At 59.5% G+C, this 22,893-nt stretch carries 20 protein-coding genes; 9 read left to right on the top strand and 11 right to left on the bottom strand.

What is annotated here, in order from left to right; genetic code table 11:
* Nucleotides 1–324 precede the first annotated feature (324 nt).
* Nucleotides 325–1,596: a diaminopimelate decarboxylase gene (gene lysA, locus HFP54_RS17550; protein ID WP_168566162.1), complete on the top strand. Its 1,272-nt coding sequence runs from the start codon at nucleotides 325–327 to the stop codon at nucleotides 1,594–1,596.
* A gap of 13 nt (nucleotides 1,597–1,609) precedes the next feature.
* Here lysA and HFP54_RS17545 read toward each other — a convergent pair whose 3' ends face one another.
* Complete coding sequence (locus tag HFP54_RS17545; RefSeq protein WP_168566161.1) at nucleotides 1,610–2,749, bottom strand: S26 family signal peptidase; 1,140 nt, start codon at nucleotides 2,747–2,749, stop codon at nucleotides 1,610–1,612.
* A 386-nt stretch (nucleotides 2,750–3,135) separates the two neighbouring features.
* Between HFP54_RS17545 and HFP54_RS17540 the strand changes: the two genes are divergently transcribed.
* The 4 genes from HFP54_RS17540 (at nucleotide 3,136) to HFP54_RS17525 (ending at nucleotide 7,392) form a co-directional block, all read left to right on the top strand.
* Complete coding sequence (locus HFP54_RS17540; RefSeq protein ID WP_168566160.1) at nucleotides 3,136–4,359, top strand: beta-ketoacyl-ACP synthase III; 1,224 nt, start codon at nucleotides 3,136–3,138, stop codon at nucleotides 4,357–4,359.
* Between the two features lie 173 nt (nucleotides 4,360–4,532).
* The gene (locus tag HFP54_RS17535) at nucleotides 4,533–5,312 is read left to right on the top strand and encodes a (Fe-S)-binding protein (RefSeq protein ID WP_146414578.1); all 780 of its coding nucleotides are present in this window, start codon (nucleotides 4,533–4,535) and stop codon (nucleotides 5,310–5,312) included.
* Nucleotides 5,309–6,763, top strand: coding sequence for a lactate utilization protein B (locus HFP54_RS17530; RefSeq protein ID WP_168566159.1), 1,455 nt, complete (start codon nucleotides 5,309–5,311; stop codon nucleotides 6,761–6,763). The genes HFP54_RS17535 and HFP54_RS17530 overlap by 4 nt, the downstream gene beginning before the upstream one ends.
* On the top strand, nucleotides 6,760–7,392 hold the full coding sequence (locus tag HFP54_RS17525) for a LutC/YkgG family protein (RefSeq protein WP_315853924.1): 633 nt from the start codon (nucleotides 6,760–6,762) through the stop codon (nucleotides 7,390–7,392). The genes HFP54_RS17530 and HFP54_RS17525 overlap by 4 nt, the downstream gene beginning before the upstream one ends.
* Nucleotides 7,393–8,694: 1,302 nt before the next feature.
* Here HFP54_RS17525 and HFP54_RS17520 read toward each other — a convergent pair.
* The 3 genes from HFP54_RS17520 to HFP54_RS17510 form a co-directional block, all read right to left on the bottom strand.
* Entirely contained in the window at nucleotides 8,695–9,075 is a 381-nt protein-coding gene (locus HFP54_RS17520) for a GxxExxY protein (protein ID WP_168566158.1), read from the bottom strand.
* A 228-nt stretch (nucleotides 9,076–9,303) separates the two neighbouring features.
* The gene (locus HFP54_RS17515) at nucleotides 9,304–9,507 is read right to left on the bottom strand and encodes a hypothetical protein (RefSeq protein WP_146414581.1); all 204 of its coding nucleotides are present in this window, start codon (nucleotides 9,505–9,507) and stop codon (nucleotides 9,304–9,306) included.
* Between the two features lie 9 nt (nucleotides 9,508–9,516).
* Nucleotides 9,517–10,515, bottom strand: coding sequence for a D-2-hydroxyacid dehydrogenase (locus HFP54_RS17510; RefSeq protein WP_168566157.1), 999 nt, complete (start codon nucleotides 10,513–10,515; stop codon nucleotides 9,517–9,519).
* Nucleotides 10,516–10,648: 133 nt separating this feature from the next.
* On the opposite strand from HFP54_RS17510, the gene HFP54_RS17505 reads away from it, so the two are divergent.
* Nucleotides 10,649–11,527 carry a nucleotide excision repair endonuclease gene (locus tag HFP54_RS17505; RefSeq protein ID WP_168566156.1) on the top strand — a complete coding sequence of 293 codons (879 nt, stop codon included), beginning with the start codon at nucleotides 10,649–10,651 and terminating at the stop codon, nucleotides 11,525–11,527.
* A gap of 69 nt (nucleotides 11,528–11,596) precedes the next feature.
* Nucleotides 11,597–12,175, top strand: a complete 579-nt coding sequence (locus HFP54_RS17500; protein ID WP_168566155.1) for a hypothetical protein — start codon at nucleotides 11,597–11,599, stop codon at nucleotides 12,173–12,175.
* A gap of 59 nt (nucleotides 12,176–12,234) precedes the next feature.
* Here the strand turns inward: HFP54_RS17500 and HFP54_RS17495 are convergent, their stop codons facing one another.
* The 3 genes from HFP54_RS17495 to HFP54_RS17485 form a co-directional block, all read right to left on the bottom strand.
* On the bottom strand, nucleotides 12,235–12,684 hold the full coding sequence (locus HFP54_RS17495; RefSeq protein ID WP_168566154.1) for a DUF4430 domain-containing protein: 450 nt from the start codon (nucleotides 12,682–12,684) through the stop codon (nucleotides 12,235–12,237).
* Between the two features lie 142 nt (nucleotides 12,685–12,826).
* Nucleotides 12,827–13,063 (bottom strand): hypothetical protein, encoded by a 237-nt coding sequence (locus tag HFP54_RS17490; RefSeq protein WP_145296371.1) that lies wholly within the window; start codon nucleotides 13,061–13,063, stop codon nucleotides 12,827–12,829.
* 189 nt (nucleotides 13,064–13,252) lie between these two features.
* Nucleotides 13,253–13,837, bottom strand: coding sequence for a pyroglutamyl-peptidase I (locus HFP54_RS17485; protein ID WP_168566153.1), 585 nt, complete (start codon nucleotides 13,835–13,837; stop codon nucleotides 13,253–13,255).
* An 894-nt stretch (nucleotides 13,838–14,731) separates the two neighbouring features.
* Between HFP54_RS17485 and HFP54_RS17480 the strand changes: the two genes are divergently transcribed.
* Entirely contained in the window at nucleotides 14,732–17,902 is a 3,171-nt protein-coding gene (locus tag HFP54_RS17480; RefSeq protein WP_168566152.1) for a vitamin B12-dependent ribonucleotide reductase, read from the top strand.
* A 169-nt stretch (nucleotides 17,903–18,071) separates the two neighbouring features.
* The gene (locus HFP54_RS17475; protein WP_315853923.1) at nucleotides 18,072–19,022 is read left to right on the top strand and encodes a DNA-methyltransferase; all 951 of its coding nucleotides are present in this window, start codon (nucleotides 18,072–18,074) and stop codon (nucleotides 19,020–19,022) included.
* 111 nt (nucleotides 19,023–19,133) lie between these two features.
* Here the strand turns inward: HFP54_RS17475 and HFP54_RS17470 are convergent, their stop codons facing one another.
* From HFP54_RS17470 to fae, 4 genes are all read right to left on the bottom strand, one after another.
* Nucleotides 19,134–20,459, bottom strand: coding sequence for a PLP-dependent aminotransferase family protein (locus HFP54_RS17470; protein ID WP_168566151.1), 1,326 nt, complete (start codon nucleotides 20,457–20,459; stop codon nucleotides 19,134–19,136).
* 157 nt (nucleotides 20,460–20,616) lie between these two features.
* The gene (locus HFP54_RS17465) at nucleotides 20,617–21,138 is read right to left on the bottom strand and encodes a hypothetical protein (protein ID WP_235951984.1); all 522 of its coding nucleotides are present in this window, start codon (nucleotides 21,136–21,138) and stop codon (nucleotides 20,617–20,619) included.
* A 228-nt stretch (nucleotides 21,139–21,366) separates the two neighbouring features.
* Nucleotides 21,367–22,245: an NAD(P)-dependent methylenetetrahydromethanopterin dehydrogenase gene (locus tag HFP54_RS17460; RefSeq protein WP_168566150.1), complete on the bottom strand. Its 879-nt coding sequence runs from the start codon at nucleotides 22,243–22,245 to the stop codon at nucleotides 21,367–21,369.
* A 96-nt stretch (nucleotides 22,246–22,341) separates the two neighbouring features.
* A complete protein-coding gene (gene fae, locus HFP54_RS17455) occupies nucleotides 22,342–22,839 on the bottom strand; it encodes a formaldehyde-activating enzyme (RefSeq protein WP_145296356.1) in 498 nt (165 codons plus the stop codon).
* Nucleotides 22,840–22,893 lie beyond the last annotated feature (54 nt).

Below are 22,893 nucleotides of genomic sequence, written 5' to 3'. Positions count from 1 at the left end.
CTCAGACGAACCTGCGTCCTTTATTGTCTCTCAGGTAGAGCGTTGCCGACACGCTCGTTTTTCACAGCCGCCGATTTGTCGCGGTGGTGCCGCTGAACTTCTTCGCGGTTAACCCGACGACGGGGAATCCGATGGTTGGGGCGATCGGGCAAACGGGGTTGGCTTCCCGGCTCGGTCGACCGCCCCGAGTCTCACGCCGGCCGCCGAGCCGCACGCCGTCGCTGCGGCCCTTGCTGCCCAAAAACGCGGCGGCGGTGTATCCTGCGTCGACTGAATTGCTGACCTATTCGTTGCCCCGATTGTTAGAACTGGATGACGCGTTCGATGGCCGCCACCACTGCTTTTCCGACCGCCCGCACCGAAATTGCCGGACAGACGATCGCCGATTTGGTCGGCCAGTACGGCACACCGCTGTACGTGTACGATCAAAACGTCATTGACCAGCGGATCGAACAGCTGAAATCGTTCGACGTGATCCGCTACGCACAAAAGGCGTGCAGCAATATCGCGATCTTGGAACGGATGCGACGACGCGGGGTTGTCGTCGACGCGGTCAGCGCGGGCGAAATCCACCGGGCGATGAAGGCCGGATACCAGGGCGGTCCGGGGACCCACGAAATCGTCTACACCGCCGACATTTTTGACCGCCAAGCTTTGGAGATGTGTGTCGACCATCGGCTGCACGTCAATTGCGGGTCGCCCGACATGATCAGCCAAATCGGCAATCGGCTGCCGGGCTGTGAGATCACCTTGCGGATCAACCCGGGATTCGGACACGGGCACAGCCAAAAGACGAACACCGGTGGCGACGGCAGCAAGCACGGTATTTGGCATTCGCAGATCAACGACTGTCTGCTGCGAGCCGACCAGAACGGCGTGACCGTGACGGGGCTGCACATGCACATCGGATCGGGCACCGATCTGGAACACTTGGGCCAAGTCGGCGCGGCAATGGAATCGGCGGCTCGCGAAGTCGGACGCACGTTGAAAACCATCAGCGCCGGCGGTGGATTGCCCGTGCCGTACAAGGATGATGAATCATACGTCGACATCGAAAAGTATTTTCAGATCTGGGACGACACTCGGAACCGCTTGAGTGAATCGTTCGGCCACCGGTTGCAGTTGGAAATCGAACCGGGCCGGTTCTTGTCAGCCGAAAGTGGATACTTGATCGCCGAAGTCCGCGCCGTGAAGAAGGTCGGCGACAACTTGTTCGTCTTGGTCGACGCTGGTTTCAATGACTTGGCACGTCCGGTGATGTACGGCGCCTATCATCCGATCAGCGTCTGTAGCATCAAAGGCAACGCGGCGGCACGCGAAGAAGTCCCGACGATCGTCGGCGGCCCGCTGTGCGAATCTGGCGACATCTTTACGCAACGCGAAGGTGGGTTCGTGGAATCGCGAATGCTGCCGACCGTCGGTGTGGGCGATTATCTGATTCTGGAAAACGCGGGTGCTTATGGTTTCGTGATGGCCAGCAATTACAACAGCAAGCTGCGTCCGGCCGAAATCCTGATCGAAGACGGATCGGCCAAGTTGATCCGCCAGCGGGAAACGATGGACGACTTGACCCGTGGCGAGATCATTCCCGATTGATCGCCTGGGCCGGTCAGCGACCAGCGGCGGTAGGTTCGGCCGTCGCGGGAATCCACCCGATGAGATCATCGCGTCGGATCGGCCCCCATTTTCGGCTGTCGACCGAAACGGGCACGTTGTCACCCAAAACGAAGAATTGGTCTTCGCCCAGACGCAGCGGAAACGCCCCCGTCGCATCGATTCGTCGCAGCCGATAATCGACCGGGCGCTCCAACAACAAACCCGCCACGATGGTGCCCTGCGGTGCCGTGATGGCGACTGGACGTTTTTGCGTCACCGGAATTTCGGCGTTCCGATCCGCTGACACCGAGACCGCGTCGCGGCTGTGGAATCGCATCGCAGACATTTCGTGGGGCAGCGGACGTCGATGCATCACGATACCATTGGTGGTCCAGAAATAGACTTCGATGTCACCGCTTGCCGACGGGCTGGTCGATAGATCTGTCGCCGCACCGGAGTTCGGGTGGGCCTGGACGTTGGCCGTCAGCACCAGTCGATCGACTTCGTACAACGGTCGCACGAGCGACACGTTTCCAGGATAGTTGTCGCGAATGCTGTCCTCACGAAGCGAATGAAAAACGTTCCGGTGTCGATACACCAGCCAAAAAGGCATCGCGTCGTCCCGCGATCGGGCCGCGATCCAGGCAGAATCCTGGCGTGTCCATCCGCCGTCCGGCCGCCCTTGTGAGTCCGACGGTTGCCACCAAGAAAACGGACGTCCCTCCGATGAAGGCCCCTCGGCTTCTGAATCGGACAACCAATCTTGATTGACGACGATCAACGGAGCATCAAAGTGGTCACCCGCTGCACGACCGTTGACGGTCAAACGCAAGCCGTCCAAGGCAAGCACATCGCCCGGCAATGCCACCAATCGCTTCAAACGCGGAATGCCGTTTCGTCGCACCGCGACCAAATCGCCACGCTGCCAGAGGTGGTCATTGCCACGGGGGTGATGAACCGCCACAACATCGCCCGATCGATCGGCCACACCGGGACTGGTCACTTCGCCACCGCAAAACGGACAGACGTACGCCTGCCCTTTGGGCGGCATCATCGCGGTGACGATCCTCAGCGACGAAAGACAATGCTGACAGCGGACTTCGCCGTGCCGCCCCACCCATGTCGGGGCCATGGACCCGCCAGCCACTTTCATTAGGGTGACTTCGTCGCTCTGCCGCGGCCGGCAACCCGTGACAAGCAGCGGTACGGCGATCAGAATAACGCCCGCGATCGACCGTCGGACGAAAAAGCCGACCCGTCGGGCTGACCTGGCAATCGACCGGGCTGATTGGTGGGTCCAACGTGGCCGAAAAAGCGTCCGCCACAGGTTCGTCTGCCGCTGCTGAAGCCTGATCGTTATACTCCCGCTCATGATTGGCGAACCGATGGTTGAATTGACCGCGTTTGCCGGCCGGAATTGACACCGCCGCTGGATTGCCGCGTCGGTCGACCGGCATCGCATTATTATCCGGCAACACGATCGCCGTCGGCCCGGCATCCTGCACCGACCCGGCGTGTTCATCCCGCGTTTGACCGCCCATGACCTCCACGCCGATTTCGTCCGAACAGGTACGTCGCCCCACCAGCGGGTCGTCCACGCGCCGTGAACGTCTGCGAAATGACACGTCGCCGGCCCCCACCACGACGCCCAGCGGCCGTGGTCGTTTGGGACGTCTGACAGGATTTCGCATCGCCGGGACGGGATCGTATGCACCGCAGCAGATCGTGACCAATGAAGACCTGGCCGCGTTGGGCTGTGACAGCGATTGGATCGTCCGTCGGACCGGCATTCGGCAACGACGTGTGATGGCCGAAGGTGAAACCACCAGCGACATGGCCTATCAAGCCGCGATGGATTGCCTGAAGTCGGCCGGTCGCACCGCGGACGAAGTCGACCTGATCATTGTTGCCACGATGACGTCTGACTATCCGACGCCGTCAACGGCGTGCCAGCTGCAAGAACGGCTGGGTGCGTTGGCGCCGGCCATGGACGTCAATGCCGCCTGTGCCGGATTCGTTTATGCATTGATCACCGCGGGACAGTTTGTCGCCAGCGGTAATCACCAATGTGTCTTGGTCGTCGGTGCCGATGCGATGAACGGCACGGTCGATCCCAGTGACAAGAAAACCTATCCCCTGTTCGGCGATGCCGCCGGCGCGGTGCTGTTGGTCCCGGATCACGTTGCGGTCGGCAACGATGCGGCGGCGGCCGGTGATACGGGCCAAGACGACGATGTGTCGCTGCGGTTGGATGCACCGCATTCCAACGGATTCGCCGCCGACGGGTCTGCGGACGATCGCTATGGCTTGCTGTCGTATCAACTGGGCAGCGAAGGCAGCGGCGGGGATTTGTTGCAAATCAAGGCCGGCGGATCAAAACACCCGCTTACACCGGAGCAGTACGCCTGCGGCGGTCAATATTTTCGCATGGACGGTCGCGCGGTCTTCAAATGGGCGGTCCGCGTGATCGAAGACAGCGGCAAAGACGTGCTGGGCGACGCCGGTTTGTCGGCCGACCAGATCGACTGGGTCGTGTTGCATCAAGCCAACCAGCGGATTTTGGATGCCTCGGTCGCGGCGCTGAACATCGCCGGCGACAAGGCGCTGATGAATCTTGACCGCTATGGCAACACGTCGGCGGCCAGTATTCCGCTGGTGCTGGACGAAGCGGCCAAGGACGGTCGGTTGAAACGCGACGATTTGGTGCTGATCAGCGGATTCGGCGCCGGACTGGCTTGGGGAACCGCGGTTTTACGGTGGTGATCGACATCCGCGTCAAGTGGTTAACAATTTGCTTTGCGAAAATCGTCAATGATTGATCGTTGACGATCTCGCCACTGCCCCACGATGGGTTATCTTGGCGGTCGGCGCACGGTTGCACACCCAAACCGGCGCCGCACTATTCTTGACCGCAACACCGATCCCCAACGACGTCGATGACAGTCGCCCTTTTTGTTCCCTGTTACATCGACCAGTTCTTTCCTCAGGTCGCCGTCGCGACGCTGGAACTGTTGGAAAGCCTGGGTCTGGATGTCGTCTTTCCCGACGGACAAACCTGTTGTGGACAGCCGATGGCCAACACCGGGTGCAACAGCGACACCGCGCCGGTTGCCCAGCGTTTCGTCGATCTGTTTGCCGGTTACGACGCCGTGATTTGCCCTTCCGGATCGTGCACGGCGATGGTGCGGCACCACTACGCGGAGTACTTCGCCGACGACGACCCCGCATTCACGTCGGTCCGTGACCGAACGTTTGAACTTTGCGAATACATCCACGACATGCACGGCGGTCGCATCCCGGATGTCTGTTTTCCGCACCGGGTCAGTGTCCACCAAAGCTGCCACGGGTTGCGCGAATTGGGCCTGGGGTCGCAAAGCGAACGGATGACGCAGCGTCCGGACAAAGTCGCCGCGGTATTGAAGCAGGTTCAGGGAATCGAACTGATGCCGCTGACTCGCGTCGACGAATGCTGTGGATTCGGCGGGACGTTTGCGGTCAATGAAGCGGACGTGTCGGCCGCGATGGGTCGCGACCGGATCGCCGATCATTCGGGTTCCGGCAGTGAGGTGATCGTGTCGGCCGACATGAGTTGTCTGATGCACTTGCAGGGAATCTTGCGTCGCCAACAAAACCGCTTGCAAGTCATGCATGTGTCCGAGGTGTTGGTCGGACGCGAATTGGAAACCACTCCTCTTGCCGCCGCACAGCGATCATGAAGCTTCCGATCGTCGACCATCCCACCGCCGCCAAGCCGTTCGTGACCAACGAAGACCGTTCGCACTGGCACGACGACGCATTGTGGTTTGTCCGTGTCAAACGTGACCGTCAAGCGTCATCGGTGCCCGAATGGGAATACTTGCGTGAACGTGCTTCGGCGATCAAGACCCACACGATCGCCAACTTGGGCGATTACTTGGAACAATTCGAACGCAACGCGACCGCCCGCGGTGCGACCGTGCACTGGGCCGCGGACGCGGAAGAACACAATGCGATCGTGTTGAAGATCCTGCGACAGCACGGCACTGAACGCATCGTCAAAAGCAAGTCGATGTTGACCGAGGAATGCGGGCTGAACCCCTACTTGGAAGACAACGGCATCGAAGTCGTCGACACCGACCTGGGCGAACGCATCGTCCAACTTCGCGAAGAAACGCCCAGCCACATCGTGCTTCCGGCGATCCACATCAAGAAGGAAGAAGTCGGCCAAACGTTCCACACGCACCTGGGCACCGATGCCGGCGCGTCCGACCCCCAGTACTTGACCGAAGCCGCACGCAACCATTTGCGAAACAAATTTTTGTCCGGTGAAGTCGGCATTACGGGGGTGAATTTCGGCATCGCCGAAACGGGCGGCTTTGTCGTCTGTACCAACGAAGGCAACGCGGACTTGGGCGTATCGCTTCCCAAGGTCCACATCGCCTGCATGGGGATCGAAAAGATGATCCCGTCGCTGGCGGATCTGTCGGTATTCACTCGCTTGCTGGCCCGCAGCGCAACCGGACAGCCCGTGACCACCTACACGTCACACTTTCACGGCCCCAAAGACGACAACAGCGAATTGCACATCGTCTTGGTCGACAACGGCCGCACACGATTGCGGGGCAACGACACGTTCCGCCCCGCCATGCACTGCATCCGCTGTGGCGCGTGCATGAACACGTGCCCGGTGTATCGTCGCAGCGGCGGACACAGTTACCGCGCGACCGTGCCAGGACCAATCGGCAGTGTGTTGTCGCCATCGCGTGACGCCAAATCGTACAAGTCGCTGCCCTATGCGTGCAGCTTGTGTGGTTCTTGCAGCGACGTCTGTCCCGTTAAGATCCCACTGCATCACCAGCTGTTGGCTTGGCGTGGTGAATTGGTCGGCAATGGTCTGTTGCCGTTGTCCAAACGCGTCGCGATGAAGACGGCTTCGTTTTTGTTCCAGCGACCGGGGCTGTACCGGACCGCCGGATCCATGGGACGCACGGCCTTGCGTGTCTTGCCGCACTTCGTCACTCACAACCGATTCAACACGTGGACCAAGGCACGCGAATTGCCAAAACCGCCACGTGAAAGCTTCCGTCAGTGGTACATCGCCAATCGGGGCAACCCACAGCGGCGTGATTCGGCCAACGGGAACGCGACAGCCCACGCAAACACGCGGTCCAACGGAGACGCATCGTGAATGAATCCACCGTCAAGTCATCCGTGACAGCAACGACCGACAGCCGACGCGCGATCATGGACCGGCTGCGTGGCCAAGTGATCGACAGCGAACCGATCCCGCCGATCGATCTGGCGTCGGTGACACAATTCGATGATCCGTTGGCGGTGTTTCAGCAAAACTTGCAGGCGGTCGGCGGCGAAAGCCATTTGGTCGACCGGCCGGAACAAGTTGCGGAAATCTTGCGGGGAATCGACGTCTTTTCGTCGGCCGGGCAAATCTGTTCGCTGGTCCCCGACGCTGTCGATGGAAACGTCGATGCGTCCGCGGTCGATGACCCACACGAATTCGCGCCGCTGGACTGGACGATCGCACCGGGCCAGTTTGCCGTCGCGGAAAACGGTGCCATTTGGATCGACGGGGCGACATTGCCGCATCGCGTGCTGATCTTCATCGCACAGTATTTGGCGATCGTCGTCTCGCGTAGCCAGATCGTCAGCAACATGCACCAAGCCTACCAGCGGATCGGTAACATCGAATCGCCCTTCGGCGTCTTCGTCAGCGGCCCCAGCAAGACGGCCGACATCGAACAATCCCTCGTGCTCGGTGCCCACGGGTGCCGCAAGCTCCAGGTCTTCCTGCTGCCCTGATCACGATGGGCCGCTGCCCGGTATCCGGCAGCCTTCTTTCCCCGTGTTCACCGACCGGCTTGACCCGACAGGTCCGGGCGACCGTCAAAGTCGTCGCGATCGTCACCGATTCCGGCGGCCACCGGCATTTCCCGCCAAGTCAACGCATCACGCATTGGCGACCTGACCGATAGCCATTCACGACACCAAATTTCGGTGTCGCGCTTGCCGCCACACGCCGACCGGCCTTTGATTCCTCCCACGTTTCAAGGTCGACCCGTCGGAGTCGCGAAGGTTGTCATGGCTGTGGCCGACGCTTTCGACATCCCACGGTTGCTCGGCCGTTCGGACGTGTTGCGGCTGGCGAATCCCGTTCAGTTACCTTTCCATGGAGAATTCACGATGCGTCGTGTAATCGTCCCTGCTCTGTTGGCTTTCGCGATTGCCGCCAGCAGTGCCCCGAGCGCCAGCGCGTTCGGCCTGTTTGACAAGTTGTGTGGTCACGGATGTGATTCCGGTTGTGACGTGTGCGAGCCGGTTTGCGGATGCGAGCCCGTTTGTGCTCCGGTTTGCGAACCGGTTTGTGGCTGCGAAGCTCCCGCACCGAAGTGCGGTCTGTTCAGCAAGTTGTTCAAGCGTCACAGCGCTTGCGACGCCTGCTGCGCACCGGTTGTTGAACCCGCTTGCGGTTGCGAAGTTGCCGTTTGCGAACCCGTCTGCGGTTGCGAGCCGGTTTGCGGCTGCGACGCTCCCGCACCTTGCCACAAGCCCTGCAACCCGCTGGGATTGTTCAAGAAGCTGTTCAACAAGCACAATCACGGATGCGATTGCGGTTGCGAAGTGATCGAGCCCACCTGCGGCTGCGAAATCATCGAACCGACTTGCGGTTGCGAAGCTGCTCCGGCTTGCGGTTGCGGTCACTGATCCGCTGTAAAGCTTGATTAGAAAATGCATGGCCCCGTCGATCATCATTGGATCGACGGGGTTTTTTCATGCGCCGGTGGCACTCCCACCTGATGCGATTCCCGTGGTCGAATCACCTCTCACAAAGGCACCAAGGCACGGAGATTTCACGGAATCTGATCCCCAGCCTTCCTCACCCTCTCTCCTCCTCCGTGCCTTCGTGACTCCGTGAGAAAAGCAGCTACACCGGCAATCAATAACCTCTCACAAAGGCACCAAGGCACGGAGATTTCACGGAATCCGATCCCCAGCCTTCCTCACCCACTCTCTTCCTCCGTGCCTTCGTGTCTCCGTGAGAAAAACAGCTACACCGGCAACCGATAGCCGCACAAAGATGCTCCGTGCGACCAAGCACGAACGCTAGAGCTGACCGTTGATGACCCGAGTGATTCCGTTCTTCATCAACTCATCGCCGACGTTCAACAGGTAACCAAGCTTTAGATCCATCAACTTCAGGTAGGTCAACAGTTGCTTCTTGTGAACAGGATGCACTTTCTCGATCGATTTCAGTTCGAGTATCACCAGACCATTGACGACCAAATCGGCGCGAAAGCCTTCGTCAAACGTCAAGCCATCGAATCGGATGGGAATCGGCCTCTGCCTTTGAACCCTCAATCCAGCTTGCTGCAACTGTTTCGCAAGCACGGCTTCGTACACATTCTCCAGCAACCCTGGACCAAGAGACTTGTGCAACTTGACGGCACAATCAACGACAATTGTCCCGATTGAATTCTCATCCATGGTCATCCATCAACATTTCTACCTGCACCATTCCCCACTGCCCCTCCAGTCCGTGCCTTCGTGTCTCCGTGAGAAAAACAGCAACACCGGCAATCGATAACCTCTCACAAAGGCACCAAGGGACGAAGATTTCACGGAATCCGATCCCTAGCCTTCCTCACCCTCTCTCTTCCTCCGTGCCTTCGTGTCTCCGTGAGAAAAAACACAGACGCGCAGCCACGAACGCGATCAGTGTTTTTTTCCGGGCCAACGGATCGTCCCATCTTCGTTCCAATCGATTCGCCAGCCCAACGCAGCGTACGTCTCGTTGAACTCGGTCACGAAATCACTTCGCTGCTCCGGTTTGGCGGGCAACAAAATTGGACTGGCGTGCCCGTGGCCTTTCTCGATGATCGCGTCGGCCGGCGCGATACGTCTTGGACTACTGCTCATTGAATCCCATCATCCGTTCGGGTTCTCGGTGCCCGGGCGATAGACGTCCGACGGATGGGGAAAGCCCAACCGCTTGTCGACCACATTGTAGGGCTGTTGTCCGGCGACAAAACGTTTCAAATTGATGCACGCGAGATCGACGGTATCGCTGACGCGACGAAACGACTGTGCGCCGATGTGAGGCGAAATCATCACTTTGGGATCATCCCAAAGCGGGCTGTCCGCCGGCAACGGTTCGACCTCCGTGACATCCAGCCCTGCGCCGGCCAAACGCCCGCTGCGAAGTGTCGCCACCAAAGCCGATTCCTGGACCACGCGACCGCGGGCCACGTTGATTAAGTAGCTGCCACGTTTCATTCGGTTGAACACCGCTTCGTCGAACAGGCCGTCGGTGTTCTCGTTCAGCGGAATCGCAAGGATCACCACATCGCTGATGTCCAGCAAATCATTCAACTGGTCCGCCGGCCACAACGTTTCCACCGAATCCGGGCGATCAACGGGATAGAAATCCGTGGCGACGACACGGACATCCCAGGGCGACAACATTTCCGCGATCGCGCGACCGTTGCCGCCCAGCCCGACAATGCCGACCGTCTTTCCACGCAGGTCATCGGTCGGCTGGCGTGAAAAGTCGCGGACTTTGCGAGCGTTGAAGAACACCGGAGCCCGTCGGATCACACCGAACAGTAATGCAAACGTCTGTTCGGCGACCTGGGGCGCGAACAGCCCCGACGCACTGCTGACGATGATCGAATCGTCTTCGATCACGCCGGGCACCAAGCAGTGGTCCAGCCCCGCCGCCGACGATTGGATCCAGCGCAGACGCCCCGCGTCCAGCACGCGATCCCAATTCACGGGGACTTTGGCGTGACCGATGAAGATGTCCGCGGTGGGCAACAGTTCGTCGATCCGCGATTGACCGGCATTGACCACTTCCGCATCGGGGACCGTATCGGCGATCCGAGCCACTTGGCTGTCGGTCACCGGAAAACACAACACGATTCGCATGACATCGGCTTGGGGTAAACTCGGGTGCATGTCACCAACAATATCGACCGACAATCGTAGCCCCCAACCGTCGTTTGCCCAGGCATCGATGCCGATCCGCCACTCATCCCAACGATCCCGCCCATCACCTGCCGTGACGATCTTGGTCGGCCTCGCCTTGGCCGTTTCGATATCCAGTCGATGTTTCGCCGATGCCCCCCGAGCCGCCGACGATGCGGTTGCACCGGATACGGTCATCGACGAAGCCTTCGCGCGGTCGTCGCAAGGATTCAGCAGTGATGAGTTGCTGGTGCGGGACGACTTGCGCGCCGATTTTCTGAAAGCGGTCGCGCAAGGCACTGGACTTCAAGACACGTCGAAATGGTCCGACGATCAACGGCGTCAACTTTTCCTGCGGCTGTTGGGGCTTCGCAAAGCCGGCAAGCTGACGACATCGGCGACGCGGCGTGCCCAACCGATCGATAGTGACGTGCAAGTGATCGCCGAGATGGCGGGACGTGCGGTGATGGACCGACACCGCATGACGACCGATCAATTGTTGGCCGACCCACGCACGTATCGCGAGCTGACCGAAGAAGCACGCAAGCTTTCCCCCGACGTTGACGCTTATGCCGTGCGGCGGACACTGCTACGGCTACGCAAGACGCGTCGGCTGCGTCCGGAATTGGTACTCCAGGTCGCCGACTGGCAACGCAAAGTCACCACGTATTCGCTGGACGAACTGAAACAAACCGACGTCCCGAAGCGACCGGGCGTCTATTTGTTCAAAGACGCCAGCGGGTACCTTTACATCGGCGAAGCAGTGAACCTGGCCGAACGCTTGAAACAACACTTTGACGGCAGCCACAACGCGGCGCTGGCGGCGATGTTGCAGAGTCCTCGATCCGAAAACGTCTCGGTTGAACTGCACGTCTTTGCCGCCGATTCGCCGGCATCGAAATCGGCGATGCGACGGGCGTATGAAAGCGAATTGATCCGCAGCCGCAGCCCCAAGTACAACGTGCGACCCTGAAACCGCGTTTACGAACGCCTCGCAAGACCCGCATCACCGAACACGTTTCCCCACAAGACCGACGCCACCATGGACGCCCAGCCCACCCCGACGTTTTCCGCGCTGATCCGCATCGGCCAGATCATTACGTTCGCTCTGATCCAAGGCTTGATCCTGATCGCCGCGGTGATGACCTACATGACCCTGTCGTCGGCCGACCAGAGAGAAGCGGTGGCCCAGGAAATGGCGGCCGAGGAACGTGAACCCGCCGGTGCCGGGGACTTGGTCCTGCCGGGCATTGCAACGGCGTTCACAGCCATCAGCCTGGCCGCCGCGTTCTTCCTTCCGCCCACCATCCGCAAAGCGGCCGTGCAACGTTTTCGCGCCGAACAGTCCGGTGGATTTACCGTACCCGACGGCGACGATCCGATCGAAGGCCCGATGCGTTATCTGTCCGGCGGCGACCAAGCGGCGCGGATCGTGACCAGCGCGATTTTCGAAGGCGTCGGCGTGATGGGCAGCATCCTGATGATGATACAAGGCGATCTGCTGTTCTTGATCTTTCCCGCCATCGGCATCGCGGGGATCGCGTCACAGTTTCCGACGCTGACCAAAGTCCAAGACTGGATGCGTCAGATCGCCAGCCAGCCCGCTTCGCTTTCGTCGTAATCCGCGCCGAACATCGACCGGCCGCCGATGTTTCACTCCAAAGCCACTGCGTCGACGTCTTACTCCGACGCCGCGTCGGGCCAATCGCTGTAGGCCCACGTCACAGTGGTCGGCGGGCTCAGCTTGACCGATCCGATGCCCAGCTTGGAAAATTCGCCGTCGACTTTGAACGTCCAGCCGCCTTCGGTCCCGGTGGACTGGCCCAGCATGCTGTCGACGAATGCCATTTCACCGCTGCCGGTGACACCGACGTCCAGCGATTCGACCTGTCGCATGACGTCTTCCAACGTCGTGCCTTCGGCCACATCATCGATGGTGACCGTCTGGGTGGAATAATCCGAAATGACTTCGACGGTCACCGGTCCGGTCGGCACGGCGACATCATCGGTCGTCGCGGGGCCTGTAACCGTGGCGTCACGACAACCCGGCGCTAGCGCTAGAAAGAAGGCCAGGGCGACCAGAACGGTGGCCGGCAAGAAGCGGTGTTTGTTGGGATGTGGCTTGTTCATGGCCGCATGATATCGGCACACCGCCCGGTTGGCGACGCGGAGCAAAGGCAATGTCCACGTCCCGCGTCAGGATCACATCAACACCACAGGATGCGACCCCGGCATGGAAACAAAGCGAACCGCAAAAGCGGTCGGCTTTGGATCAGCGGTTGGCCTTTTCTTCGGCGCGAGCGGCCTGCAACGCCGCGGCTTCACGCGAGAGCTTGAATTCCGGGCCGACGGGGAAGTATTGCACGTCGTCTTGCAGGTAGTACGCGCTGGGCAACGTTTGGCCGTTGATGCTGGACTGGCACCCCGTGGCCGCAGCCAACGTCGAACCGATGATCAGGGTCAGCAAGGCACCGCCGGTCAATCGTTGTTTTTTCGTGATGCGGGTCATCGATTCTCGCCTTCGCGGATTGGCTTCGACAGTCAATCTGAAATGTGTGAAACACGCTTCGGACTGCTGTCCGAAACGCTCGTCACAACCGGTATCGGCCGAACGACCGTCATATCTTTACCCCCGACGGTCAAAAATCTGCATTGCGGGCTTGGCCGGGTCACCCGGGGGATCGGTCGCCGCCGCCCCTCAGGCGACGCGTTCGGTCAACCGAGCGATGGTCATCGCGATCGCCGCGGCGGACAACTGCGAACTCATGCTGGCGAAATCCTGCGAATCAGCGGCCACTTGGGCCGGCGTCAGCGGCAGGTGCACAAAGACGCTTTGCGTCGACATCCCGAAGGACTGGCCATAATGCTGGCTGAGATAAAGAGCGGCGTTGCACAGAAACGTTCCCGCGTGGTGTGACACACGCCCGGGGATTCCTGCGGCGTTCAGCGCGTCGGCGACCGCGTCCAGGGGCAAAGCCGTCCGGTACGCCTCTGGGGCATTCGGGATCAAGGGCGTGCCATCGCTACGCAGGTTCAATCCCACCGATTCCAGCCGGACGACCGCCGAACCGGGGGCCTGGCCCAAATGAATGGCCAAATCGAATCCCTGGTGCAGGTCTTCCCGCAACCGGTGGCTCATTTCCGACAAATCCACCGGATAGCGTCGGGTGACCAATTGCGCGGGACCGTCGTACCAGTTGGTCAATTCCACCAACGCCTGCCAGCTGGCATTGTCTTTCCAGCGGTCATACGGCTCGAAAGCGGTCAAAAGGACGCGGGGCATCAACGGGACGATCCGAGGGGGACGTTTCAGAAACGGTTGCGTTCAACGCGACGATGGCGGGACCGGGAGCCTCGGGCCAGACAAACAAGCCACAGCGGAAACGGCCGATCCACGTCAAAATCCTAGTTGACCAATCGCCGCACGTCGGGCCGATGGCGAAGAAAGTTTGAAGTCTGGGATAATCTTTGGCCGCGGGGGTCGCCCCATCGCCCGCGACCGAATTCCATCCCGCGATGCCGGTCGGCCCCGGTGGCTACGCTCGGATGTCTGCTAACGAAATGGCTCGACCTCCAAGCCCCATGCAGATGTCCCTGTTCAAATGGAACACTGGGGGCGATCGGCAGGTGTCAAAACCAAAGGGTCCTGCGGGCCGCGTCGATTGGACCGAAGAATTTTGTTTTTCTTGACAAGTTTTCCACGGCTTGTCGGAATTTGCTAGCAAATTTCTGTAAACCTTCATGCGGCATGGCTTTGCGCGCATCGGCGGGACGAAGGCGACAATCGGGCCGTTTCGCCGAAACTGACGTAAAGTACTTTTATTAAACGACTTAGGTTCGGTAGCAAATTTTTGTTGACAGCAGCGCCGGGATCCCTATCATCCCCTGCGTTGACCCACATCTAGTGCTTCACGAGCCTAGAATGCACTACCGGTAGTGCTGGCATTACCGATTCGGCCGATTTCAACCACTCTGCGGGAAAGATGGAATTTTCCGATCCCTCCGATGGACTTAAGGGGCCGAAAGTGTGCATCGACTCGTGGTCGGGGCGACCAGATGTGTTGGGCAAGTCTTGTTTCTATTTTCGCAGCGACGTCGATCGGGTGTGACGCGAGGACCGCGTACCAACTTCACACCCCCGGCGTTCACGGACGACCTTTAGGAGTCTTCAAAAGTCATGGCTACTGTTCTGCCCGCATCCGATCGCAAGGAAAGTTCCGACCCGGCTCTGGAGAAGGTCAATGCCGAACATGGTGTCGCCTATGCCCGGCAACGGTTCAGCGATGCGTTGCGTACAGATCGCTCGGGACTGAAAATCGACACGGTTTTCTGCCCCCAGAACGATTCGACGCCTTTCGAAACCACCACCTGGGAACTGCGCAGTGCGGCGATCAAGGACGAGAACGGCAAACCGCTGTTCGAACAGACCGACTGCGAAGTCCCGTCGTCGTGGAGCCAACTGGCCACCAACGTCGTGGTTTCGAAGTATTTCTATGGCGATCCCAAGAACGGTACCGAACGTGAACGGTCGGTCCGCCAACTGATCCACCGCGTCACCCGCACGATCACCGACTGGGGGCTGGAAGACGGTTACTTTGATTCCGCCGAAGACGGCGATCGGTTCTATCGTGACCTGACCTGGTTGTGCCTGCACCAACATGGTGCGTTCAACAGCCCCGTGTGGTTCAACGTCGGCCTGTACCCGCAATACGGCGTGGTGGGCGACAAGTGCAACTGGCACTGGGATCGGACCAGCGACGAAACGCTCCAGCCGGAAAACCCCTACGAGTTTCCGCAGGGTTCGGCGTGCTTCATCCAAAGCGTCGACGACAACATGGAAGACATCATGCGTCTGGCGTGCAGCGAGGCGATGTTGTTCAAGTTCGGCAGCGGTACCGGCACCGACTTGTCGACAATCCGCAGCCAACGCGAAAAGCTGTCCGGTGGTGGCACCCCGTCCGGCCCGTTGTCCTTCATGCGGGTTTATGACTCCATCGCCGGCGTGATCAAAAGCGGCGGAAAGACTCGTCGCGCGGCCAAGATGCAATCGCTGAAGGTCTGGCACCCGGACGTGTTGGAATTCATCGAATGCAAATGGAAGGAAGAACAGAAGGCTCACGCCCTGATCCGCGAAGGCTACGAAAGCAACTTCAACGGCGAAGCTTACAGCAGCGTTTGTTTCCAAAACGCCAACCTGTCGGTGCGTGTCACCGACGACTTCATGGAAACCGTCCGGGCGGGCGGCCAGTGGCAGACCCGCTGGGTCACCGACAAACCGACCGTCGACGCGCCGTCGTACGATGCCAAAGAATTGCTGAACAAGATGGCCGAATGTGCGTGGCACTGTGGCGATCCCGGCGTTCAGTACGACACGACGATCAACAAGTGGCACACGTGCCCCAACAGCGGCGACATCAACGCGTCCAATCCGTGCAGCGAATACATGTTCCTGGACGACACGGCGTGCAACCTGGCCAGCATCAACTTGATGAAGTTCTTGGGCGAAGACGGCAGCTTTGACGTCAAGCGTTTCCGCGCCGCCGCACGCCTGTTCTTTATCGCCCAAGAAATCTTGGTGGATCACGCCAGCTATCCGACCGAGCCGATTGCTCGCAACAGTCATCGTTTCCGCCCGTTGGGTCTGGGATACAGCAATCTGGGCAGCGTGATCATGTCGTCGGGCCTGCCATACGACAGCGACGCGGCTCGTGGTCTGTGCGGTTCGCTGACCTCCATCCTGCACGGCGAAGCCAACCGCACCAGCGCCGAACTGGCCGGTGTGGTCGGCCCGTTCGAAGCGTACGCGGAAAACGAAAAGCCGATGCTGAACGTGATGCGGATGCACCGTGAAGCCTGCGACGAAATCAACGACGACGGCCCCAGCGAATTGAAGGAAGCCGCCACGAAATTGTGGGACGACGTTTGCGAAATCGGCGAACGTTACGGATTCCGCAATGCCCAAGCGACCGTGTTGGCCCCCACCGGCACGATCAGCTTCATGATGGACTGTGACACGACCGGCATCGAGCCGGATATCGCGTTGGTGAAGTACAAGCAACTGGCCGGCGGCGGCATGTTGAAGATCGTCAACCAGACGGTCCGCCGCGGCTTGGACAAGCTGGGCTATCAAAGCGAACAAATCGATTCGATCCTGAAGTTCATCGACGAAAACGACACGATCGAAGGTGCACCGGACCTGCAAGCCGAACACCTGCCCGTTTTCGATTGTGCCTTCAAAGCGGCCAACGGCGTCCGCAGCATCGCGTGGCGTGCCCACGTCACGATGATGGCCGCCGCACAGCCGTTCCTGTCCGGTGCGATCAGCAAGACGGTCAACATGCCCAACGATGTGACCCCGCAAGACATCGCCGACGCGTATTTCTGGGGTTGGGAACTGGGCCTGAAAGCGATCGCCATCTATCGCGACGGCAGCAAGCAATCGCAACCGCTGAACACCAAGTCCGACGACGGCAAGGCCGAAGCATCCGGTGAAGCCAAGGTCGTCACCAAGACGGTGGAAAAGGTCGTCTACAAGCCGCGGCGTGAACGTCTGAACGACACCCGCCAAAGCCTGACGCACAAGTTCAGCATCGCCGGTCACGAAGGTTATCTGTGTGTGGGTCTGTATCCCGATGGTCGTCCCGGTGAAATCTTCATCACGATGGCGAAAGAAGGATCGACCATCGGCGGCATCATGGACAGTTTCGGCACCGCCCTGTCGATCGCCCTGCAGTACGGCGTCCCGCTGGAAGTGTTGGTCAACAAGTTCAGCCACACACGCTTTGAACCGATGGGTCACACGTCCAACAAGGACATCCGGATCGCTAAGAGCGTCGTGGATTACATCGCACGTTGGCTGGGTCTGACCTTCATGAGCGGTGAAGGCAACCAAAATGTGCCCACCGGCAGCGTGAACCCTGGCGGCAGTGCGGGCAACGGCCCGGAAGTCGCCGTCAACCAGAGCCCCGTGATGCGTGAACTGCGCGACGGTGCCGCCGCCGCGGTCCAGTTGGCCGAACGAGCCGCCCTGCAGCAAAACCTGAAAGACATCCCTGGTCTTTCAGGTCGCGTCAGCTCCACCCCACCGGCCACCGAGAAATCGGCCGGTGGAAACGGCAAGTCCGCCAGCCCGTCCAACGGTAGTGGCAACGGCCAAAGCAATGGCAATGGCAACGGCCATGGTTCGCTGGATGTCGTGTCCGACGGTAACAACGCCGCCGGCCAAACGGAGCAATTCGCACGCTTCCAAATCGATGCCCCCAGTTGTGACAACTGCGGCAGCATCACCGTGCGAAACGGCAACTGCTATCTGTGCCACAACTGCGGCAACAGCATGGGCTGTAGCTGAACCAACATCGGGATGACGACATTTTGCAGACCCAAAATTGATCGTCATCCCAACATCACTTGCGACGACCGAAAGTCCGCCTCCGCTGGCTTTCGGTCGTTTCGATGACGCGGCGATGACACAGCGTCCCGCGCTCGCGTCAAACGCCGTGTAACGATGGACAGCATCCGTGTTAAAGCTTGATCAAATTCATCAAGGCGACTGCGTCGAACTGATGAAACAGTTGGACGACGGCAGCATCGACTTGGCGTTCGCTGACCCGCCGTTCAACATCGGCTATGACTACGACATCTATGACGATCGCATGCCGGTGGACCATTACCTGAAATGGTCCAACCAGTGGATCAGCGAAGTCCACCGTGTTTTGAAAGACGACGGCACGTTCTGGCTGGCAATCGGTGACGAATTTGCCGCGGAACTGAAAATCGAATCCCAGAAGGTCGGCTTTCACTGTCGCAATTGGGTGATCTGGTATTACACGTTCGGCGTGAACTGCAAAAACAAATTCACCCGTTCCCACGCACACCTGTTCTACTTCGTCAAAGACCCGGACCACTTCGTCTTCAACGCGGACGATCCCGATGTCCGTGTCCCATCGGCACGCCAACTGGTATACGGCGATCGCCGAGCGAACCCCAAAGGCCGGTTGCCCGACGACACGTGGATTCTGAGGCCACAGGACCTGGCCGAAGGCTTCGCCGAAGACGAAGACACATGGTACTTTCCCCGCGTCGCCGGCACCTTTAAAGAACGCGCCGGTTTCCACGGATGCCAAATGCCCGAACAGTTGCTCGGCCGGATCATCCGTGCTTGCAGCCGACCGGGCGAAGTCGTCTTGGACCCGTTTTCTGGCAGCGGTTCAACGGCGGTTGTCGCGAAAAAGCTTTCACGAAAAGCGATCGCACTGGAAATGTCGGTGGACTATGCCGGCCGCGGGCAACAGCGTCTGGACGAAACCCGTGTCGGCGATCCGCTGGTCGGTGCATCCGATCCCAAACGCAGCGCACCATCAACATCCAAAGGTCGTCGCTTGGCGGATAAAGCCAAGAAACCCAAAAAGAAACAGGCCACCGCCGTCAGCACGCCGTCGATGTTTGACGACGCATCGACCGACACCTAATCGGCGCACAAGATCAATCCATTGCGTTTCGCCAACCGACGACTTCAGCTACAGACGGTCAAAGCCACCCACCGCGTCCGCGTTCGATACACGGGATCCTGACACATCCCACTAATCCAGAATCGCTTCGGCGATTCGCCCGTCATCGGCCGGGTTGACCCAACGCAAATCGATCCGCAGCGCATCGTCTTCGGCGTCTACCAAGACAGACGGGTGATGCTGGGCCAGCTTTTCAGCCCAGGCTTTCGCGTCCAAACCTGGACGTCGCAATTCAATCTGTCGCGACGGCAATTGCCAGCGACCGTCCGCGATGATTCCGGCCGGCCGATCAGTGATCTGAATCGTCTGTTCGATTTCCGTCGCACTCAGTCGCGTCGCCAAGCGTTCGCATCGTGCCTTCAGGTTTCCGACCGATGTGTTCAGCATCGACAATGCGGCGGATCCATCAACTGCGGCCGACGCTTGACGTTCACAAGCTTCACACAACATCGCAATCGTCGCGATGCCCGCGGACCATGCGGACCAAGACTCGTGACCGATGATGTCGGCCAACACCGATTTCTTCCCGACGATCACGCCCGAAGCCGGACCGCCGATCAAACCATCACCGGGGACCACAACAAATTCGGCTCCCTGATTCAACAGATCGCCAACGGAAGCCAGATCACCGCCTTCGATCGATCCAACCGTTGCCGGATCGCCGCCGCCGCGCAGCGTCCCGCAACGTAGCACCGCCGCCCAAGGTTGATCATCCGCCGCAACGGTGTCCCAGGAAATCGGCGCCGCCCCGCTGTCGCCGCGGATCAGAATCGCATCGGGATTGCCGGCCAAATCCTCGGCAACAAATGTTCGACTGTCGCCAATTTCTGCGGTCATTGCGAAAACCCCGCCCAACAAATCCGACGTGGGCCGACCATCGACGCGAAAAACTTCGCTGCGGGGCACCAAGAACGGGCGATCCAGCGAAATCGTCGACACCGCCATCAGTGCCGCCGACATGGATGCGGCCACGGCAACGTCCTGATCGTCGCCCAAGTTCATGGCTTGGTGCAAATGTCGATGCAACCGAAGATCCAGCGAGGTATCGCAAACACGATTGCCTTGCATCGCTTCGATACCCGCGGCCACGACGATTTCATTGATCGGCGGACTGCAACGCGGGTCCAACAACGTCCCGGTCGCATTGACGCAGGGCAACGTCACCGCGTTGAATTTTTCGGACCACTGTCGGAACGCCTTGGTCGATTGTTCCGCCGACTTCATCAGCCGATCTAAACGACGCCCGGCCGATTCGATGCCGCGTGCTGCTGATTCGGGCAGGTCTTGGACAAGTTCCGATGCGCGAGACTTGATCTTGTCGATCGTCTCGGACTGCTGTGCTTGTTTCGCGGCGTCAGAAATCTGGCGATACAGAAGTTCGACGGTCCAGGGAGGCATGGCCATGTTAGATGCACTTGATCGTGGCGTGTTGGTTCCGCGACGACGAGATCCAATGGTCCAGTCGTCGCCCCACGTGCATCATCGTCCGACCAAGGTCGCCGGACAAGTCGGGCCGTCCCGATCAAAAACATCGGGCGGTCGGTTCGACACGATTTTAACGGATGCGGTCCTGGCTCAGGAATTCACCCACGGTAGCGACCTTTTCTTCTGGTTCCGGCTGTGCGAACAGCGACCCAAAGAAGCCCGGCTTCTTCGTCTCGGTCGTCACCGGTTTCGATGCGTTTCCGGCGAACATGTTCATCGGGTTCAGCCTTGCAGGATTCAGCACTTCCTTGGTCCGCGTCCAGCTGCGTTTGGCCGTGGCGCCGACGTCGGAAAACAGGCTGTCCTTCTTCTTGATGATCCGGTCCTTGTCCTCTTGTCCGGGCATGACACCCGAAAAGCTGGGCATTTTGAACTTGGGCATCTGCCAGTTCATCGGATTCATCTTCGACGCCATTTCACCAAAGGTCGGTGCCGGCGGTGTGGCGCTGTCGCCACTGAAGACGCCGGACGGTTCCTGTGCATTCGCGACCGTGGCATTGACACAAATGCTGAATGCCAAAGCGGCGATGGCGATGCAACGACGGGTCGTTCGTTGAAAACGATGGGGTGGGCAAGTGGTATTTGATCGCATGGCGGGAATAACCCTGATCTCTTTCGAACTATCAAAGACAGATCCATAGACCGGGGCAAATTGCCAAATGGCGAAAACGCCGTGCAAGATCAATCCGCGAAAATTGACCCAGATTTTGTGCGGAAAACAAGTCAAACACGAAAGATCAAGTTTCACACCGCTAATGCCCCCGACGCGACCGGCGTGAAACCAGTTTTTCACGCCGGCCGGCTCCGGTGCAACGACTTGTCACCCGATTGTTTTTGCAATTCCATAGATCTCTTCGGCATCCAGCACCAGATCGTTCGCCGTGAACAACCGCTCGATCGCCTGGACGTGCGTTCGCATCTTCAAACCACCCACTCCGATCGCGCCGTATCCGACACCGCTGCCAACAGGCACGGCCTTGTCCGTCATCGACACGCCTTCGATGCCCGCCGGCGGGACCGCATTCAGGTCGATCGCAACTGCCAGATCGGACATCGATTCCACCACCTGGGCGGACAACAACTGGACCCCCGCGGCCCCGCAAGCAATCACGCAGTCGCGATCTGCCATCACTTGTTTCAAATCGTTTTCGCCGCGGGGTGCCGCAGCGGTCAGCGTCGCGGTGGATGCTTGATCCGCCCCCACTTTTTCACGAATGTCTTGGCACGCGGCTTCGGCACGCTCCTGCGAACGGCTGGTCAAAACCACGTCGGCGCCTTCACCGGCTAGCAACTGAGCGACGCGTCGACCGACCGGTCCGGTACCGCCCAACACCGCCGCTTTGGCTTGTCCCAGTTCGACGTGTCGTCCCGCCGCGACCACCGCCGCGCTGGCCGTCGTGTTACAGCCGCCGGCATCCAACATCACCGAAACGCGGACGGGCCCAAAGAAGGTGTTGCGCACCGACTGCAACAACTTCTCGGCATCTTGGACGTCTTCGCCGCCGATGAAAATCGCGGTCGATGCCAAGTCGTCACCACCACGTGTGAACATCGCACCGTGAACCAGACCACGCACCGCCGACGGATGAACGTCACGATAGGTCAACAGGTGATCCACTCCGGAATCGATTGCCACCACCGAATCAAAGGAACTGGCATGATCGCCGGTGTCAAACTGCAACAGAATCTTTTTGGGCATGGTGTATCCAAAGAAAACCCCGACCGGCAATAACTGCGCGGCCGGGGAACAATTGAAAGTCGTTGGCGTCGTTGCAAGCGGGCGAACCCGCCAAGACTAGAAGCCCTTGAACGGGTGCGCCGCACTGTCCTTCTTGGCCAACATTTGATCGGCCGACGGTTCGTTCTTCATCGCGGCAGCGATCGCTTGCTTGGTGGCTTCGTAATTGTACGTATAGATCTTTTCGTCACTTTCAGCGGCCGGGTGAATGAACACGCCACAGACGCAAACCAATTCTTCGGTTTGGTCCTTGGGGATCACGCCGTCGGCGACCGAATCGGCAACAGCCTTGGCCACAGCGGCTTGAGCGGGACCGAACATCTGCACGGCTTGCTTCATGCCCTTGATCGTGACCTTGGTGATCATGACCGTCGACGGCTTCACAGCAACGTTGGGTTCCAGAACCGCCAGCAGATTGGTGTGACCGTCACTCTGGGTCGACAACGCATTGGCAAATGCGGTTCCAACCGGGCCGTTCTTGCTGCCGATCATCAAGTCAATGTGGGCAACTTCGTTGCCGTCGCCGACCAGGGCTTCGCCGATGTAAAACTGCATGAGTGTCGGTACCTTTCAAGAATGTAATTTCGAGGGGGCGGGGGTGGGCCATGG

Origin of the sequence: Crateriforma spongiae (assembly GCF_012290005.1) — a bacterium.
Taxonomy (GTDB): domain Bacteria; phylum Planctomycetota; class Planctomycetia; order Pirellulales; family Pirellulaceae; genus Crateriforma; species Crateriforma spongiae.
Note: the sequence above shows the minus strand (reverse complement) of the source record. Positions and strands in the feature narration are given on the sequence as shown.